Source organism: Paenibacillus massiliensis 2301065 = DSM 16942, from assembly GCF_000377505.1.
Classification (GTDB): Bacteria; Bacillota; Bacilli; order Paenibacillales; family Paenibacillaceae; genus Paenibacillus; species Paenibacillus massiliensis.
On sequence record NZ_KB898189.1, the window covers coordinates 255,746 to 273,620 of the forward strand.

The following is a 17,875-nucleotide window of genomic DNA, read 5'->3' on the forward strand; positions in this document are numbered from 1 at the left end:
GAATTATGTGCAGCGGTGCTATTGAATGTCGAAGTAATCCACGATCTCATCCAGCAGCAGATTTGCAGCCTTGTATCCACCAGCCGTATTCCAGATTGCCTCGTCTACCTGCACAACCTTGTTGTTCTTGGCGACATTCAGGTTCTTGAACAGCGGATCATTCATCCACTCCTCTGCTACCTTGGAGGCTCCAGAGGACGCTTCTGTCTCGGTTACAAAATAGAACATCACGTCTCCATCCATCTTCGGAATGCTCTCCTTGGTCAATACTTCCATGAAGTCATCCTTATCCTGAGATTCTGGACGTGCAAAGCCAAGCTGCTCGAACAGTACACCCGAGAACGTCTGCTTCTGATAGATACGGACCTGGGATTCCGAGAAGCGAACTACCGAAATCTTTGTAGCTGCCTTCTCTCCTACCTTCGCCTTCACTTCCGCTACCCGCTGATCGAAATCAGCCATGGCCTTGTCGCCTTCCTCTTCCTTGTTCAGCGCCTGCATGTACAGCTCGAAGTTGATCTTCCAGTTGCCTGCGAGCGTCTCAGCGAACACTGTAGGTGCAATCTGATTCAATTGCTCGTATATTTTCTCCTGTCTGACCTTGTTACCGATGATCAGATCAGGCTTCAGGCTGGCAATCAGCTCAATATTAGGCTGGAGCTCGTCCCCTACGACGGTCACATCCTGCATTTCGTCCTTGATATGGTCATACCACGGGTCCCCGGACCATGACATTACTGCGCCCACAGGCTTCACGCCGACCGCCAGCAGCGCTTCCGTGCCCTCATTAGTCAGGATCACGACCCGCTGCGGTGTTCCCGTCAAGGTCGTCTCGCCCATAGCATGCTTGATCACTCGCTGCGTTCCTTCTGTAGCTGGCTCTGAAGCCGTCTGTGTCGAAGAGGACGTCGCTGTATTATTTCCCGATGTTGCAGTTGTATTGGAACTGGATGTTCCTGCCGAGCAGGCACCCAGCAGCAGCGTTATACATATCAACAATGTTGCTGCCATAGATAGTCTTGACCCTCTGTACATATGAAATGGCCCCTCTTTCTCATATTGATAATGATTTTCATAATCACTATAACGTTTGAGACTAGGTCGGACAATTGCATATCTTGAACCAGAGACCGGATTATTTTGAACCTTTTGCTTGAATTGTCCTGGCGATACGCCGACTTGCTTCTTGAATATGCGATGAAAGTAGCTGTCATCTTGAAAGCCCACACTTTCAGCAATCTCCTGCAGAGTAGCATCTGATGTGGCCAGCAGCTCCTTGGCCTTGCCAATCCGATAAGCAATCAAATAATCAATGGGACTGTATCCTGTCGCACGCTTGAATCTCCGTGAGAGATAGCTGACACTGCAATCCAGTAGCTCCGCCAGGTCATCCAGCATTATTCGTCTGGCATAGTGCTCCTCCAGGTACCGAACCGCTTGCTGTACAGGGTCCGCCTTCTGCACCTGAATCCCCTGCTTCGCCAACTGGTGGAAGATCTCGTAGACAAAATGATAGAACAAGGTCTTGATATGTAGCTGCTCCAACTGCCCTGGCCGCTCCCATTCCTGCTCCATCTGCTGTAGCAGGTTCAGCAGCACAACTGGGAAGCCGGGCATGAAGCTATACTGAAGCCGAAAGGGATTATTGCTCTCCATCATGCTAACCAGCTCACGGCGGCTGGGCTGTGGAAGGACAGCTTTATACATAATCATATAATATTCCAGCAGACCATCCGGTCTGATCTCCAAGGACATACCTTTCCCGCCATGCAGGATATGGAAACGCTCCACCACCGTCTCTGTGCCATCCAGTGAGATGCGAGCTTTCCCACGAGTCGTGTACAGGAAAGCACTGGCAGGCAGTCGATACGACAGAAGCTCCTCCCCACTTTCGATCACGTTATGGCGTATATCCATTACCCGTATAGAAGCATGATTCCATAACAAGATATGGTCGCCCAGTTTCATCTGTTGTTTCATTCCTTTCTCCAGTCGCAAGCTAGCTATATTATAATTGATAACCATTCTCACAAGTAGAGTTATTTTAAAATTCAATCTATCCGACAGTTAGTTGAAGTAGTAATACCTTGGGCCTTCCTGATGTCACAAAAAATGATCTCCACCGCCCTGAACGATCTGTGGCATGACAAAAAGCTCCTAGCTCCACCGATATCGTGGTGCCAGAAGCGTATTGGAATATTAGCGCAATCTACATAAGCTATTGTCTGGTTACATCCGTTACAACGGCAGCAGAGCGACCTGCTGCTGACTGCTCAGCTGTTCCACCATGCGTAGCCATTCCTCTGGCTTATTCGGCAAGACGGCATAATAGCGGGTCAGAAAATCAACAATCAGACTAGCTGACAGCTCCGACTGCTCCTCATCGCCTGGCATGAAGCAGAGGTCAAGACCTCCTACCGCTTCTCCATCTCCCTGCCAGGAGGGATGAACATATGGGAAGTCCAGGCGCTTGTAACCGAGATGGGACAGCACCTCACGACGCACATAAGGGTTCATTGGCTTGACGCCGCCAAATCCATGATCCTCACTCAAGTACGGATTGTAGATTTCTGCGAACATGCCGAACAGCTCCTTCCCCTGTGCAGCAGCCAGCGCTTCCAGATCACGCTGACGGTTACGAGCCAGGAAGCGCCCGATCCCCAGACCCTCGCGACCTATGATTGTAAAATCAGTCATGGCGACATTCCAATCCTCATAGTAGCGATACTCTGTCGCACCGACTACGGCTCCCTCATGAACAGCCACGAATACACGGATGCCCGGGTCCTCCAGCGGTTCCTTCCACAGATCGAAGTCCAGAACCTCCTCTGGTGGGAAAATCTCCTGCATCAGCTTATGCATCTGTGCAAATAGCGGGTCTTGAATTGATGTAATACGCGTATACTCCATAGCTTCGTATACCTCCCTGACAAATTAGCATTTCTTCTATTCTAATTGCACTCCATTACACGTTATATCTCGTAGTCCCTTATACGCTGCGTTACAACACTTCCCAGTATGTTCCTATGCCGAGTAGGTTGATATTAGCTGCCTTTGAAGGGATTGCGCCACTCCATTAATGCAGCATAATTACAGGACTCTTCGTCGTCGAGATAATCCGTCGCTACGCCGACCGGCACCCGACCACAGCGCAGCAGGAATGAGATGACCTGATCGTGCAGCTGACCCTCCACGACTTGTTCAATATACTGCTCTGGTGTCAGCCGTTCAGCCACCTTGTGATAGCCCGGCATACGTCCAGCTCCCAACACCCGGTCAAGGCCCTGCTCAATGACCAAATGATACATCGCTTGCATCATCCATTGAGCCAGGCCCCATTTCCGGTATTTGGGACGTACGCAGAGATCCACAATATATAGCGTATTTCCATCAGGCTGGTGATTGCGGATATATCCGTCGTCCGTCACTTCCGCCCAATTATGGGATACGGGGTGCTCCGGGTCCCAGGTCATGCGAAGCGAGGTCATTGAGCCTGCCAGCTCTCCGTCCACCTCCACGCAGATGGCGCCTTCAGGGTAATGGGCCAGATGACTGCTTAGCTGCTCCCGACTCCACAGAAGCTCCTCTGGATAAGGCGGGGGAAAGCTCTCCGCCTGGATGCGGATCAGCTCTGCAAAATCCGAGGCCCTATAATTGCGAATAACCGTCTTGGCAGGTGAACGCTCCGGCTCCGGGGATTTCAGATATACTTCTTTATGATACAAAGCCACGGTGTCTTCCCTCCTGTCCTGTTATTCAGATTACTAGAGTTTCTGTAGTTTCTGTAGTTTCTGTAGTTGCTGTAGTTGCTGTAGTTGCTGTAGTTGCTGTAGTTGCTGCAATTGCAGACTAGCTCCAATCCGTGTACAAATCCGTCCGACGATCACGCCAGGTTGTCACGGAACCCCGCTCACGCACCTCGTACAGCAGATCAAGATCCAGATCAGCCGTCACGATCATATCATTATTGATCTCGCCCTCTACCAGAATGCCTCGTGGCGGGAAAGGAACATCATTGGGCGTAATGACAACAGCCTGCCCATAATTCGCACGCATAAAGTCTACGGTAGGCAATGCCCCGACCGTACCTGTCAGCACAACATACAGCTGATTCTCCACAGCACGTGCGTGGCTTGTGTACCGAACACGATAGAATCCGTGGCGGTCATCTGTGCAGGACGGACAGAAGATGATATCGGCTCCCTTGGCCTTCGCCATCCGCACGATCTCCGGGAACTCAATATCATAGCAGGTCAGCATGGCTACGGTTCCCTTCTCCGTCTCGAATACCTCTAGCCCATCACCAGGTGCCATATTCCATTCCGTTACTTCCGTTGGCGTAATATGGAGCTTGGCTTGGCGGGCGATGCGCCCATCAGGATAGAACATGTGGGCGGTATTGTATAGCTTGCCATCCTTGCGAATCACATGTGTTCCACCAATGATATGCATGTTGTATTTGGCAGCCAGGGATTGGAATAGTGCCTCGTACGGCTCGGTGAAATCAGGCAAATCTTCAATCGTCAGTGCCTTTCCTTCATGATCCCCAATCGACATTAACTGTGTCGTGAAGAATTCAGGGAACAGCACGAACTCCGTGCCGAATTCATCGGCAGTCCGTATATAATGCTCAGCTTGAGCGGCAAATTGTTCGAATGAGCTAATCGTCTGCAGTTGATACTGCACAGCGGATACCCGCAGTTTCATGGGCACACCTCCAGAATTTGTAGTACTGCATATCATTGCTATTGTAACAACCAGATGCACATATGGCTACATCGCCCGACAAGTTCAGTCTGAGCTGCACCCAGAATCTGGCCCGTCTGAAGGCGATTAACGCTGATTAACCCATTTACATATACATTTCCATACATACGTTAATTGAAACTGTCCTGTCTCGTTGAAAAATACTGGCACTTCGGAGGATTGTTCAGATGGTGGTCGCAAGCTATAATTTAGGATGATGACAAATTACACCAGCTATACATAACACTTAGTTATAGTGACCTTTACACGGTCTTTGTAGGGATTTAGGGATTTAGGGATTTAGGGATTTAGGGATTTAGGGATTTAAGGATTTAAGGATTTAAGGATTTAAGGATTTAAGGATTTAAGGATCTAAAGATCTAGGGATTTAAAGGGCTTTATAGAAGCATTAGCATGTAGTTTTCAAGGCATATATGAAGGAGACCCACATCCATGGATATACGAAACATTGAACAACTTATTGATCACGAGCATCACGCCTGGGAGGAGCTAATTGCTCTATTCCGTAATGGAAGCAACACCTATCAGGTATTGCCTGCAAATTCTGAAGCAGCGAAAAGCACTCTTATGGGATTACAGGTCAGTACCAGGTCCTATCTCGGAGCCGTAGCCTACGAGACAGGCGGCATTCTTATTGATGAGGGCTGGATTCGGCTGCTCGGCTCAGGAGCAAATGGGATATTTGGTAGTCTCATCTCATGGAACGGCTTGAGTAGCTCCAGTGGCCGAGATGACTCGAAGGTATTAAGAGGGGAGACCCCAGATGCCGACGCGGGTGACACTCGCGCGCTCAGTCCCTCTACAAATATCCCCGTGCTGTCAGGCATGATGGTAGTCGCTTATGATGCAGCAGGAGGCTTCTTCGCCTTCAATACAGGGCGATTTGGCTCAGACGGCCACATCTATTATTGGGCCCCGGACTGCCTCGAATGGGAATCGACAGAGTTGACCTATTCCGAATTCATTACCTGGCTGGCAGAGGGGGATTTGAGTCTCTTCTACAAGACATTCCGCTGGAACGGATGGGTAGAGGATACGAAGCAGCTCCAGCCTGAACAGATTCATTCCTATTATCCTCCGCTCTGGTCTCAAGAGGGGGGTAGCGATACAAGCCGCATATCCCCCACTCCTGTACTGGAAGCATGGAAGGCCGCCATCGACGCCACAGTAAATCAATGAGTTACTAGATGAATTTGTAATGAGAATAAACGAGAAAGAAAGAGAAAAAAAGTGAAAGAAAGGTGATTCCCATGTGCAGATATGCCATGTATGGGCCCTACAAAGACATCTATGCCTGCTTTGCCTGCAGGAAAGTGTATAAGCAGACCTCCAGTGGGGAGATGGCCGCAGGGACATATGAGCAGCTCACGCATCCTTGCCCACAATGCAGCACTCCTATGAAACATATGGGGCACGACTTTCATGCACCGAAGCAGACAGATGTTCGACAATGGCGCAAGGTCGAGCGTCTCTATGAACATGGCTATGCTTATCATTCCTGTGGATGTGGAGGACCCGGTCCAAGGCCCGCCCGCCTGCAGGACGTGGACACCTTCCTCAAGGAGCGCCGTACATTTGGGAGCGAGGGTGAAGCATTGCTCAGTCGCTGGAGCGAATACCCTGACCAGCAGAAAATCTGAAAATCTCACTACCACGACAACAAGCTGAACAAACCCTGCAAGGACAGGGAATGCTCAGCTTGTTTGTGTTTGACTCTGTCATATTTAAGCTGCTCTACGTATCATTTCACCTAGCTTCTGCTGTTGATCCTGTACCTGCTGAAAGCTTATAGATTCTATTATCTTCAAAATGGATAGACCAGTGGCAGCGCAAAGATCAGCACAACGCCCATAATGATCTGTAACGGCAGTCCGACCTTGAGATAATCGCTGAATCTGTAGCGGCCAACGGACATGACCAGCGCATTCGGCGGCGTCGAGAATGGAGAAGCAAAACACATGCTTGCCGCAATCGACACCGCGAACAAGAACGGATACGGACTGGTCCCAAGCTGTGCCGATGCACTCAATGCGATGGGAGCCAGCAGCACGGCACAGGCTGTGTTGCTGATAAACATCGTCATGATCGAGGTTGTAATATAAATCCCCGCCAGTAGCGCGAGCGGTCCGTAGCTACCCAGTATCGTAACCAGTTGTCCCGACATCAGCTCAGCAGCACCTGTCTTCTCTATGGCCGTGGACATGGGGATCATTCCTGCGATCAGCACAATGCTCTCCCAGTTAATCGTTCGATAGGCTTCCTCCATACTGCGCACACAGCCCAGTGCGACCATGAGCACGGCTGCCAGCATGACGGCGGCAACGGCGGGTATCCATTGCGTAATCAGAAGAATGACCAGCAACAGGAGAATCCCCGCAGCAATCGGCGCCTTGCGGTCCATCGTCAGCTGCCGCGACTCCTCCTTCGGTCGACCAACTACGATGACCTCCGAAGCCGTAGAAGCCAGCAAGCCAATATCCGCCCAGCTTCCCTGCACGAGCAGCGCGTCCCCGAAGCGCATCTTCTCTTCCTTCACGTCATGAAGGAGATATTGATCCTTACGCTGGATGCCGAGCACGTTCAGGCGATATTTCTCCCGGAAGCCTGACTCCTTGACCAGTCGTCCGATCAGACGTGACTTCGGCGTAAGCATGACCTCTGCCAACCCCATATCGCTGGTGACATAAGGCTCTGCGCGTTGTAGCGAGGGATCGTCCGTTACAGGCTGTGCATCCGGGAATATCAGATTGTATTCTGCTGCAAAGGCCTCTGCATGCTCACGTGGCCCGTATACATACAATAGGTCCCCGGTCTGAATCACGCTATCCGGGCCCCCAACCTCCTGATTAATCGTCTTGAAGATCTGATTCTTCGTAGATATTTTACGGCGAATCTCAATGATATTCAGTTCGAAGCGGCTAGAAATTCCAAGCTCCAGCAGGGTTCGATTCACTAGCCCTGAATCTGAGCCGACCTGTATGCGGAACAGCTTGTTATGTAATTGATACTCCTGCTCCAGCTCGCTGGCAGAGCGCCTGCCGCGCTTGGAAGAGGAATTCCCCTCGCCTCGTGGCAAGAAGCGTCGCAGGAACAGCATACCCACGATCCCGGTTACCACGCAGATCAATCCTGTCGGCGTAAAGGAGAAGAAGCTCAGACTGCCGTAGCCAGCCTTCTCCAGCGTCTCTTGAATGACCAGATTCGGAGGCGTACCAATGGATGTCAGCATCCCTCCAAGACTACTCGCAAAAGCCAGAGGCATCAGCAGCCTGCCCGGTGAGATCTGGGCGCTGAGCGCCATACTAACCACAATTGGCATCATAACTGCTACGGTACCCGTATTGCTGACAAATGCTCCAATGACTGCTGTTACCAGCATAATCATAATAAGCAATGACGTCTCATGATTGCCGGCCAGCTGCATCAGCTTCCGGCTTGCCAGCTTCGCGAGACCTGTCTGGAAGATTCCTCCCCCGACGACGAAGAGGCCAATCATCATAATGACGACAGAATTGGAGAAGCCCACCAGTCCCTCCGCCGGGGTCAGAACCCCCGTCAGCATCAGCACCAGCAGCGCACCGATCGCCACCAAATCCGAACGCAGCTTCCCCGAGATGAAAAGCACGGAAGCTATCACTAGGGTAAAGAGCGTAATTAACATAGGACCATTCACAATATCACTCCTGCTACGGGCTGCAGAGCTCAGCCCTCGTTATCATCGTAGACCTGATACCGTCATAGCCCTACACTACAGTAAAAGCAGAGAACATCGACTTCAGTATGACGATAGATTATGGGTAGGACACAAAATAGCTGAATAGAGTCCAAGGCAAGCATACTCAGTCGTTGCAGTCATTACAGTCATTGCAGTCGGTGAACACATTATCCCTTGGATACGAAGAACATAATCTATGTAGAAAAAAGCTCCGCTTTGAGGCGCCATGCATAGTTCAGACATACTGATTCATACATACTGATTCATACATACTGGTTCATACATACTGGTTCATACATACTGGTTCATACATACTGGTTCATACATACTGGTTCATACATACTGGTTCATACATACTGGTTCATACATGTTCAGGGTTACTTGTTCAGACTTCTTATTCAAGCAGCGTTGTTCAGGCATACTGTATACAGTATAGCATGGTAGATGAGCCGTCTGTCCGCGACAAAGCTCTCATTTTGGCGAAAATCACAACAGATATGAGCTACTACAGTGACATCTCACGACCATGAATACGGAGATAGGCTTCCTTACTTTCATAATCTGGCATAATACTGCCCACCTTTCTCCAGAAGGAACGATCATGATTCATATGCAGAATATGACACAGCTCATGCACAATGACATAATCAATCACCTCTGGCGGTGCCATAATAAGCCGATAATTAAAGGTTAATTTCTTATCCCAGCTGCAGCTCCCCCACTTGGTCTGTGATTCTACGATATCAATGGATTTGGGCTTGACCTTGAGCTTCTGCTGATATGCCACAATACGCTCCTGGATGACTTTTTTGCAAGCCGCAAAATAGAACCGCTTGAGCTCAGCCCTCCGTTGCTCCTCGTTCAGTCCCTCTACACCTATAAGCTCGTGCAGAGCCTGCTCCCGGCCCAGATACATGAATCTCGCATCCGCTTCGTACTCTCTGGCCTGCGGCCCCTCCAGTCGCTGAGCAAGCAGCTTGGACTGACGTACAATGGCATCACCACGCTCCCGTACCCACTGCTCCAGCATCTCATGACTTGTATGGCGCGGGGCTTTAATCGTAAGCATATACGGAAGGTCAAGGGTAACGGTGAGCTTGCTGCCCTTGGTGTATTGGACATGACAATGAATGACATGACCATCAATTTCAACATTCATAGGCTTCTCCTCTGGACTGTATTTATCATTCATCGAGCCTGAATCTGCTCTGTCTCCATCGCGTGAATGCATTGCTGCATGAAGCGCTCAGCGGCCACAGCAAGCTCCCTTGATTCCGATTGCACAAAGCCAATCTGCATCTTCGGCTGTTCCGTGACATTTAGCTCAATCAGCTTCAATTGGCCTAACTTCCACAATGGATGGTGGTAGAACGAGAAATCATGACCGATGGTGGCTGCAATATTGCCACTCAGCACCGTGGTGATGGCTTCCGCATTGTTCGTGTTAAATAAGATCGATAAAGGTCCGTGCTGGTATGTGAACTCCTCCACGAAATCCTCGATGAAGCCGTCCCGATACAAGGCAAGCGGATAAGCTTTCAGCTGCGCTGGACTAATACGCTTAAGCTTCGCCAGCTCCGATTGATGATGGACACACACCACTAGACGGGTCGCATGCAGCGGACGAAAATGTAATCCCCCGAGGCTTCTCAGATCTTTGTCATAGATCACGATAAATCCGAGATGGGTCCTGTTACTACGAATGTCCCGAATGATCTCCATGGAACCCTTTTCTTCAATGGATATACTGAGCAAGGGATGCTCCTGCTTCATCTGTGCAACGGTGCGGACCAGATGTGGCATGACACTTGGAAAAGCAGCAACGCTGAGCTCCCCAGTCATCAGATCCGGGTCTGTATACATCAATCTCAATTCATCCATCTGCTGCAGGATGTCCAGTGCCTTCGCGATGAAAGCCTTGCCCGCCGGGGTAGGCACAGTGCCGCTTCGTGAGCGCTCGAACAACGTCATGTGTAGCTCCTGCTCCAGCCGTTGAATGGACTGACTGATGGCAGACTGCGTCACATGAAGATGGGCTGAGGCGGCAGACAACGATTGCGCTTTAGCAACCTCCACAACGTACTTCAACTGCTCCAGGTTCACCTTCATCCCCCCCATTCATGAGTATTTTCCATTAATTTAATTAATACTAACATTAATAAGCATAATTATAAATGATATAAGTAAAGGGCTATAATGATATTAGTTCATCATTTATTCATATTTCTTCATATTTTCGACGAAAAAGGAGAGATTGTTCATATGAAAGCAGCTGTATGGTATGGCAAGCATGATGTAAGAGTAGAGGAACGCAATATTCCTGAAGCCGGCCCTCGGCAGGTCCAGATTCAAGTAGAATTCGCAGGCATTTGCGGAAGTGACCTGCACGCCTATCACCACGGTGTTGGCATTCAGGAGGGTAGTGAGCATCCGCTGTCCAAGCAGAAGGCTCCGTTGACGCTGGGACATGAATTTTCAGGCACGGTCAGCGCATTAGGTGAAGGTGTAAGTGGGATCAGCATAGGGGATCGCGTCGTGGTGGAGCCGTTATACCACTGTGGACAATGCGAATACTGTATTCAGGGAAAATACAATCAGTGCAGTCAGTTTGGCTTCGTCGGGCTGAATGGAGATGGCGGTTTTGCCAAATTCGTGGTTGTCGAGGATTACATGGTGCATCGTCTGCCTGAGCAGGTATCCTATGAGGAAGCAGCACTGGTAGAACCGACAGCTGTAGCATTCCACGCTGTACGTCACAGCAAGCTGAAGGTAGGACAAAAGGTGGCTGTGTATGGTGCAGGCCCGATCGGTCTACTGACGGTTCTGGCTGCGAAGGCGGCAGGTGCAGCGGAGATCTATGCCGTGGATGTATTCCAGGAGCGTCTTGACCTAGCGGCTCAATTGGGAGCCATTCCTGTGAACAGCGCGAATGTGAATGCTACAGAGGTCATTACCAGTCGTTCCGGAGGCATTGATGTAGCCTTTGAGGCAGCGGGTGTACAGCCTACGCTCAATAGTGCAGTATCTGTCGTTAAGAAAGGCGGCGAGGTCGTCGTCGTGGCAGCCATTCCTGAACCGCTGCAGCTGAACTTCTTCGAGTTGCTGGTGAAGGAAGCGAATGTGACGTCCACGCTGGCCTACCGCCACATCTTCCCTGAGGTGCTCTCATTGATCGCAAGCGGTGCATTGAATGTCAAACCGATCATCACCAAGAAAATCAAGCTCGATGACATCGTAGAGGAAGGGCTTGAGCTGCTGATGAAGGACAAGCGGCATGCCAAGATTCTTGTACAGATCGGTTCATAACCGTACCAGTACCAAATCAAATGTGAGCGTAGAGCGCTGCAAGCGGGGAGCCCTGTCGACCACGGTTAAGCTTGCTGTTCTTTGGAACGAAGATAGCAACCGATGAACAGCAAGCTTAAAGGCGGACACTTTGTTTCTCTAGGGCTTCCCCGCTCTCCGCTTAGAGCTATGCCCACCAGATGATTCAACATGGAGCCAGATTCGTGAGAGCTCTAGCTACTCATTTACAAGTCTACGCTTTAAGAGTAGCTCTGTTAACTCACTGAATATAGTGATTCTATCAGTACACAGAAGCCCTCTCAACCACTTCACGTGGTTAGGAGGGCTTCTGCTGTGTCCTAAAATGTTGTGTTCAAAGGGGCGCTTTAGAAGGCATGAGTCCCTGAGATTTTACTGTGATCAGGCTTCTGCCAACCCGCGTCCAGCAAACTCGTACCCTGTAGTGTCGCATCCTGTGGCCCCATATCCTGCGCATCCTGTTCTGCTTCAGGTGCCACTGAATTCGCCTCGACGACCGTAATGACCGCCTTAGCCAGCATTTCGGTTCCCTCCACTTCACCCGTGACCTCAAATGTACCCGGTGCCGCATACTGTGCAGCATCCATTTCTCCCCACACGACATTCAGCCATGTCGTCGAGCCGTCACCATAAGTTGCTTCGATGACACTTGGCAGCTCTGGCTTGATTCCTACCTGCGTCGTTACCTGCACTTCCTGCAAAACCATCGTATTCGTGATGGCCTGCTGCAGCGTAGTCGCATCAGCCAGCGCCTGAATCTCTGTAGCATTCAGTGCACGGCTGTATACGCGGAAATCATCCACTAGCCCGTTGAAATAAGGATCAGGATACTGTGACTTCCCGATGTAATTATTCTTCGTCTGACCTAGACGCTGTGGCGTCAATGTCATATTGGTGTTGCGACCTACCTCCTGTCCGTCCACATAGAGAATACCTGTCGAGCCTTGCAGCGTGACTGCCACATGCTTCCATACTCCCGTAGGCAGCGCAGGGCCGCTGATCGTCTGCTCTTGTCCCGGCCCATTCCCCTGAACGGTGATAGCGAAGAGCATTCGATTACCTGCTTTAGGTGTCAGGAACATATATTCATTCGTACCCGACCCGAAGTCAAATACTCGCATATAATCGCTGAGAGTATTCGCCTTGACCCAACTGGAGACGGTCAATTGCTCGGCGCGACTCACCATACCAGCCGGAAGCTGTACATAACTATCCGTACCATTCAGGCTGACGGCCCTGCCTGCGATCCCCTGTGTCCGTGCCACCGCTCCGCGAATGGCAGCATCATTCCCACTGCCAGAGGAATCTACGACAGCAGCCCCGCCGCTCTCATTGAACTTATACAACGCCAGCTGCTCTGGCAGCGGAGCCGCTGCCTCTACGATGACGGTAACCGTGTCCTCCGCCGTCAGCAGTGAATCACTGGCTGTCAGCTTGAAGCGATAGGTTCCCGGCTCAGATACCGTCACCTTCGTGCGGAGCGAGCTTGATCTGTTGAAGGTAACCGTAGCATCCTGCGGCCCTTCCGCCAGACTCCATTCAGTCGTCACTTCTCCTTCCGGCAGTCCATCGTCAGTCACGGTTCCTTTCAGCGCCACTGGATCAGGCTGCTTCACCGTAGCATCCTCACCGGCATCAACAACAGGTGGCTGATTCGGATCAGGTGTAGTCGGGGTCAGCTCGACCGTATAGCTCGTAGCCGATCCGATCTCCAGAGCAAGTCTGTTAACGGGGGCATAGGCGTTAAACTTACCGCGCACTTCCCCATTTACCTCGATCAGATAGGTTCCCTTCTGCAGGCCTTCAAAGGTGACGTAAGTCGTATGCGCCTGACCTGGTGTCTGATTCTTCAGTTCAAACCACACGTAATCCTTCGCTGTCGAGAGCTTCGCTTCTGTAAATTGATCCTTGGATAGCTCCATGTACAGCTTTTCGGTAATCAGATTGATTCGTTTGTACAGTCCATCCAAAGGCTCGATGGTATAGATATTATCATTCTTGCTCACCTCTGCCCCGTAACCTGTAAGGCCAAAGATCGGGTCTACGGCAACGTCCGCGCTTAACGTATGAAGCGCTCCGAACAGACCCAGGTCTGCCTCGCCGCTCATACCGCGCCAGCCATTGAACAGCGGTACATTGCGGCCACCACCGGTACCGTTCGTACCATAGTTGCCCTTTTCAGCCTGATATGTCCAAGCTACGGCACCGATATTCTCAGGATCTGCACTGATCTGTCCTGAATTGATGGCACCTACATTCGCAATCTTGGCAGCATAGGACATACGCTGCTGAACCTCACGATCCTCGTTCTCATGATACCGAATCCAGTCGTCCATTGCGTACCCCGCTAGCGCGGTTGTGTACTGGAAGTTGAACCAGTTCTCTCCGGTGATCGTAACGGGATCAGCATAGTAGTACCATATAGGCATATGACCACGTGACGCTCGGGTCTTGGCATTGATTTTACCCATCATATCGAGTGCCTTGCTCTCTTCTTCCCCTGCAGCCTTCTTCATCTTGGCCAGCGTATACACAGCTTCTTCGCCGGTGTTGTCATAGCTGTATTCGGAGCCGTAAGGATATTTGGTATTCTTGAAATTGTTGAACTTGCGGTCCATCTTCTCTACGATATCGTCCGCCTCGTCATCCAGCCCCTCATTACGCAGCGCCTGGATTATGTCCGGGGTCGTCAGCTCGCCCATCAGGCCTGTGTTCCAATTGTAGGCGACAGGCCCTTCATACAGAGCTTTGAAGATATTATAGGCTCTAAGCAGGTAAGTCTCCGGTGGATGCTCATAATCGATCATCTCCGGGTATTCCTTGGCAATCTTGTACATGCTGAAGTACGTATTGTAGACATGAGGATATGCGTATCCCCGGTATGTCGGTGTCGTATTCGGCTCTGGCATCAGGAAATCATGAATCAGGTAGTCCTCATGATGCCCATTCATCAGATTCGTCCAGATGGCTGTCTCCAGATAGTCGTCAACGGCCTGGATTTCCCGCGCTACGGGAGCCAGTACATTTTTCTCCGCCAGAAACTGTCCGTGGGTCAGCCCCCAGTCATCGCCCCAGCCCCAATAGCCATTGAAGACGTTGCGCTTGGACTTGGTATGCATCATCCAGTCGTCGAATACCTTGTCACGCAGGTCTCCAGGCACATTCCATTGTGTCTTGTCGACCATGAAGGTCGAATGCCGCTGCAGGGCCTGATCAATCGGCTCAATCCCGTAGAACTGCAATACACTGCGCTGTCCGTTCCCATACTGGACGGTAATATTATTCGGACCCAGCTGCGCAAAATGCAGCTCATAGATGTGATGTCCGCCCGGCTTGGTCTCCAGCAGCGGAACGACATTCCCCTGCGCATCCGTTACCTGCTGAATGGACTGCTGCGTGCGCAGATCCACCTTGGCCTTCTGATTCGTAGGTACAATCATCCCTGGTACGACCGTTACATCCAGCAGACTCTCCTCATAGAGCGTGTTCTTCATATCCTGCTCATCGTCTACCGCTATGAACTTGAAGCCGTAATTCCGGCTCGCGCCGGGCTGCAGTATCAGGCTTGTATTCGGCAGATAGCCACGGTTCGTGGACTTGATGACGTTGGAGTGAATATAGAACACATTCAGCCCCTCAATCCATTTGCCCTCGTTAGCCGGATTCCATGCCCATTTGCTGCCCGGATGCTCTTCATCCCGCCAGCGGTCCTGATATTCGAAGCCCGCACCTGTGGAAGCATCAGGAATCAGCAGCAGGAACGGACCCACGCCGCTAGGACGTCCTGCCGTGATATAAGAGCTATTGTTGCCTACAAAGGAATGCGTCACTACTCTTGTCTCATAGATCGCATCCCCATACGTCCACTGCTCATTGAATGGGAGTGGCAGACCGAAATCTCCGATCTCAAGCACTTTACCACTCGTATTCTTCACCTCTATGTTCCATAGCACCGAACCATCTGATTCTGCCGTATAGGTCTCGATGACTTTGAAGTTGCGGATGCCTTCAGGCCGACTTGAGTTCTCGTACGTAACAGTGACCTTGTTGCCACTCTTCGTGATCGTACGGGCATCGGCTGACTGATTCGTCCAGGCCTTGGTCCAGCTTCCCCCATCCAGTCTGTACGTGAACATCAGCTCACCCAGCCATTGATGATCCGCTGTGTTCTGCTCCGGAGTCACGACAGCATTCATCACATACTCTGTGGGAAAGGTGTCCCCATTAATGCGCAGGGATGAGATTTCCCCGTGTTGCCCCGTCTGAATCGTTAGCTCGCCCGTCGACAGCTCATGTGCCGCAGCCGTCTGCTGCCACCATATTGAAGCTGTAGTGAGCAGCAACAGAGTCGCCAGAAATGCTTTGATCTTCATCGACACGGCCCCCTTCTGGAACCGGAGTTCCTGGTTTGCTTGCCAATCTCCTGAAGTCTCATCATGTCGCCGCAACCTCCTTTTCCTGGAAATGTAAGCGTTACAAAATCATTGTACAAAGCATATCGTCCCGCTGAAATAAACAGGATCAACCGATATTTGTAGAATTCCAACCTTTCATGGAGATTACATGTCGCAAGTTGAACTAAAAAACGCAAGCTCTGTCCGGCCAGCGGAGAGCTTGCGCAGCTTATAAGACTCGTTGTGTACAGCCAATGCTTCTCAATACTAAATACTAAGCTTCCCTTCTGCTTAATAGCTCCTGCTGAATCACACACTCATTACGCTCGAACCTCTTATACCAGAGCATCGGCAAAGTCCCAAGCAAGAAGATCACGAACGGCAGCCAAATAAAGCTGAACTGAATGCCTGACAATGCTGTAGGTGTCTGCACGCTTCCCGCAATATATCCAGTCTGCGCCATCACCCATGCGGGCAGCAATCCACCGATGCCACTACCTGCCTTTATACAAAATGCACTGCCGATCGAAGTCAGGAAGCCACTGGCCCGAATGCCATTCTTCCACTCGCCATAATCTACCGTATCTGACAGCATAGCGAATGGCATGGAGCAAGCAAAGCCTGATCCAAGTGCACCGATAATCCAGCCTACAATAATCATCGTCAGGCTCGTATCCCCAACAAGAATCACGACCTGCCCCAACGAGGCCAGCACCAATCCGATCACCATAATCATGTACTTGCCCATACGACGGGCAAATAGCGGAATCAGCACCATGGAGATGAGCTGCAGCGAGGTCAAAGCATTGATTAAGGGCACCAGATCCTTGCTGTTCAGGTTGTATTGCAAATAATAGATCAGCGTCGCTGAACGAATATTGAGTCCGATCCAATAGCAGAGATTGGCGGTGACAACGAGCATCCAGGGCCAATTGCGCTTGATGGCCGCAAAGCTCTTGGCAATTGGTATGGACTGTCGCTTGACTATCGTATGCTCACGCAGATAAGCAAACGCCGTAATGAACATCAGGACAGCCAGCACACCGAACAACGACAGCGTAAGTGTGAAGCCCCTCTGATCATTCCCCTGACCGAGAAAGCCGACCAGTGGCAAAGTAAAGGTCGTAGCAACGAAGAAGCCTATATTTCCACCCACCATTCGGTAGGAGTTCAGCACAACGCGTTCATTGGAATCCGTGCTCAGATTCGGCAGAATCGAGGTAATCGGAGTACTGATCCCTGTGTACAAAATACCCGCTATGATATAGGTGGCTGCAGCATAGGCTATTTTGGCTGAATCGCTCCAGTCTGGTGTCGTAAAGGTGAGCACCATGAACACCGCAAATGGAATAGACAGCCAGAGAAAATACGGCCTGCTCTGGCCATATTTCGATGTCGTCCGGTCAATCAGAATTCCCCAGATTGGAGCATCAATCGCATCCAGCAAGCGGGTAATGAACAGCAGCGTACCCGCAATGCCGATGGATAAGCCAAACACATCCGTATAAAAGTACAACAGGTAGCTCGAAATGACGCAATATAGCAAGTTGCCAGCCGTATCTGTTAGCGAGTAGCTGATTTTGCGATGAAATGGCACCTTTCCGGTAGGAATCTCGGTTGCTGGCGATGGGCCCACAATTTTAGTGCTCATAGTTCATAGCTCCCTTTCTCATCA

12 protein-coding genes are annotated in these 17,875 nt (G+C 50.7%); 3 read left to right on the top strand and 9 right to left on the bottom strand.

Going from position 1 to position 17,875, the window contains the following annotated elements:
• Positions 1-18 precede the first annotated feature (18 nt).
• The 4 genes from D328_RS0112010 to D328_RS0112025 form a co-directional block, all read right to left on the bottom strand.
• Positions 19-1,980, bottom strand: coding sequence for an AraC family transcriptional regulator (locus D328_RS0112010; RefSeq protein WP_018885261.1), 1,962 nt, complete (start codon positions 1,978-1,980; stop codon positions 19-21).
• A 258-nt stretch (positions 1,981-2,238) separates the two neighbouring features.
• Positions 2,239-2,910 (bottom strand): hypothetical protein, encoded by a 672-nt coding sequence (locus D328_RS0112015; RefSeq protein WP_018885262.1) that lies wholly within the window; start codon positions 2,908-2,910, stop codon positions 2,239-2,241.
• A 134-nt stretch (positions 2,911-3,044) separates the two neighbouring features.
• Complete coding sequence (locus D328_RS0112020) at positions 3,045-3,725, bottom strand: GNAT family N-acetyltransferase (RefSeq protein ID WP_026281147.1); 681 nt, start codon at positions 3,723-3,725, stop codon at positions 3,045-3,047.
• Positions 3,726-3,849: 124 nt separating this feature from the next.
• Positions 3,850-4,707: a carbon-nitrogen hydrolase family protein gene (locus D328_RS0112025; protein ID WP_018885264.1), complete on the bottom strand. Its 858-nt coding sequence runs from the start codon at positions 4,705-4,707 to the stop codon at positions 3,850-3,852.
• 492 nt (positions 4,708-5,199) lie between these two features.
• On the opposite strand from D328_RS0112025, the gene D328_RS0112030 reads away from it, so the two are divergent.
• Positions 5,200-5,946, top strand: a complete 747-nt coding sequence (locus D328_RS0112030) for a DUF2625 family protein (protein WP_018885265.1) — start codon at positions 5,200-5,202, stop codon at positions 5,944-5,946.
• A 71-nt stretch (positions 5,947-6,017) separates the two neighbouring features.
• Positions 6,018-6,407: a hypothetical protein gene (locus D328_RS0112035; protein ID WP_018885266.1), complete on the top strand. Its 390-nt coding sequence runs from the start codon at positions 6,018-6,020 to the stop codon at positions 6,405-6,407.
• A gap of 164 nt (positions 6,408-6,571) precedes the next feature.
• Here D328_RS0112035 and D328_RS0112040 read toward each other — a convergent pair whose 3' ends face one another.
• The 3 genes from D328_RS0112040 to D328_RS0112050 all read right to left on the bottom strand — a co-directional run bounded on the left by D328_RS0112040 (position 6,572) and on the right by D328_RS0112050 (position 10,591).
• A complete protein-coding gene (locus D328_RS0112040) occupies positions 6,572-8,440 on the bottom strand; it encodes an SLC13 family permease (RefSeq protein WP_018885267.1) in 1,869 nt (622 codons plus the stop codon).
• A gap of 547 nt (positions 8,441-8,987) precedes the next feature.
• Positions 8,988-9,641, bottom strand: coding sequence for a M48 family metallopeptidase (locus D328_RS0112045; protein ID WP_026281148.1), 654 nt, complete (start codon positions 9,639-9,641; stop codon positions 8,988-8,990).
• 29 nt (positions 9,642-9,670) lie between these two features.
• Positions 9,671-10,591, bottom strand: a complete 921-nt coding sequence (locus tag D328_RS0112050; RefSeq protein WP_407667790.1) for a LysR family transcriptional regulator — start codon at positions 10,589-10,591, stop codon at positions 9,671-9,673.
• Positions 10,592-10,744: 153 nt separating this feature from the next.
• Here D328_RS0112050 and D328_RS0112055 point away from each other — a divergent pair, with 153 nt between their 5' ends.
• Positions 10,745-11,788: a 2,3-butanediol dehydrogenase gene (locus tag D328_RS0112055; RefSeq protein ID WP_018885270.1), complete on the top strand. Its 1,044-nt coding sequence runs from the start codon at positions 10,745-10,747 to the stop codon at positions 11,786-11,788.
• A gap of 365 nt (positions 11,789-12,153) precedes the next feature.
• Here D328_RS0112055 and D328_RS0112060 read toward each other — a convergent pair whose 3' ends face one another.
• Both D328_RS0112060 and D328_RS0112065 read right to left on the bottom strand, forming a co-directional pair.
• Positions 12,154-16,179, bottom strand: a complete 4,026-nt coding sequence (locus tag D328_RS0112060; protein WP_018885271.1) for a DUF5695 domain-containing protein — start codon at positions 16,177-16,179, stop codon at positions 12,154-12,156.
• Positions 16,180-16,474: 295 nt separating this feature from the next.
• Complete coding sequence (locus tag D328_RS0112065) at positions 16,475-17,851, bottom strand: MFS transporter (RefSeq protein ID WP_018885272.1); 1,377 nt, start codon at positions 17,849-17,851, stop codon at positions 16,475-16,477.
• Between the last annotated feature and the right edge of the window lie 24 nt (positions 17,852-17,875).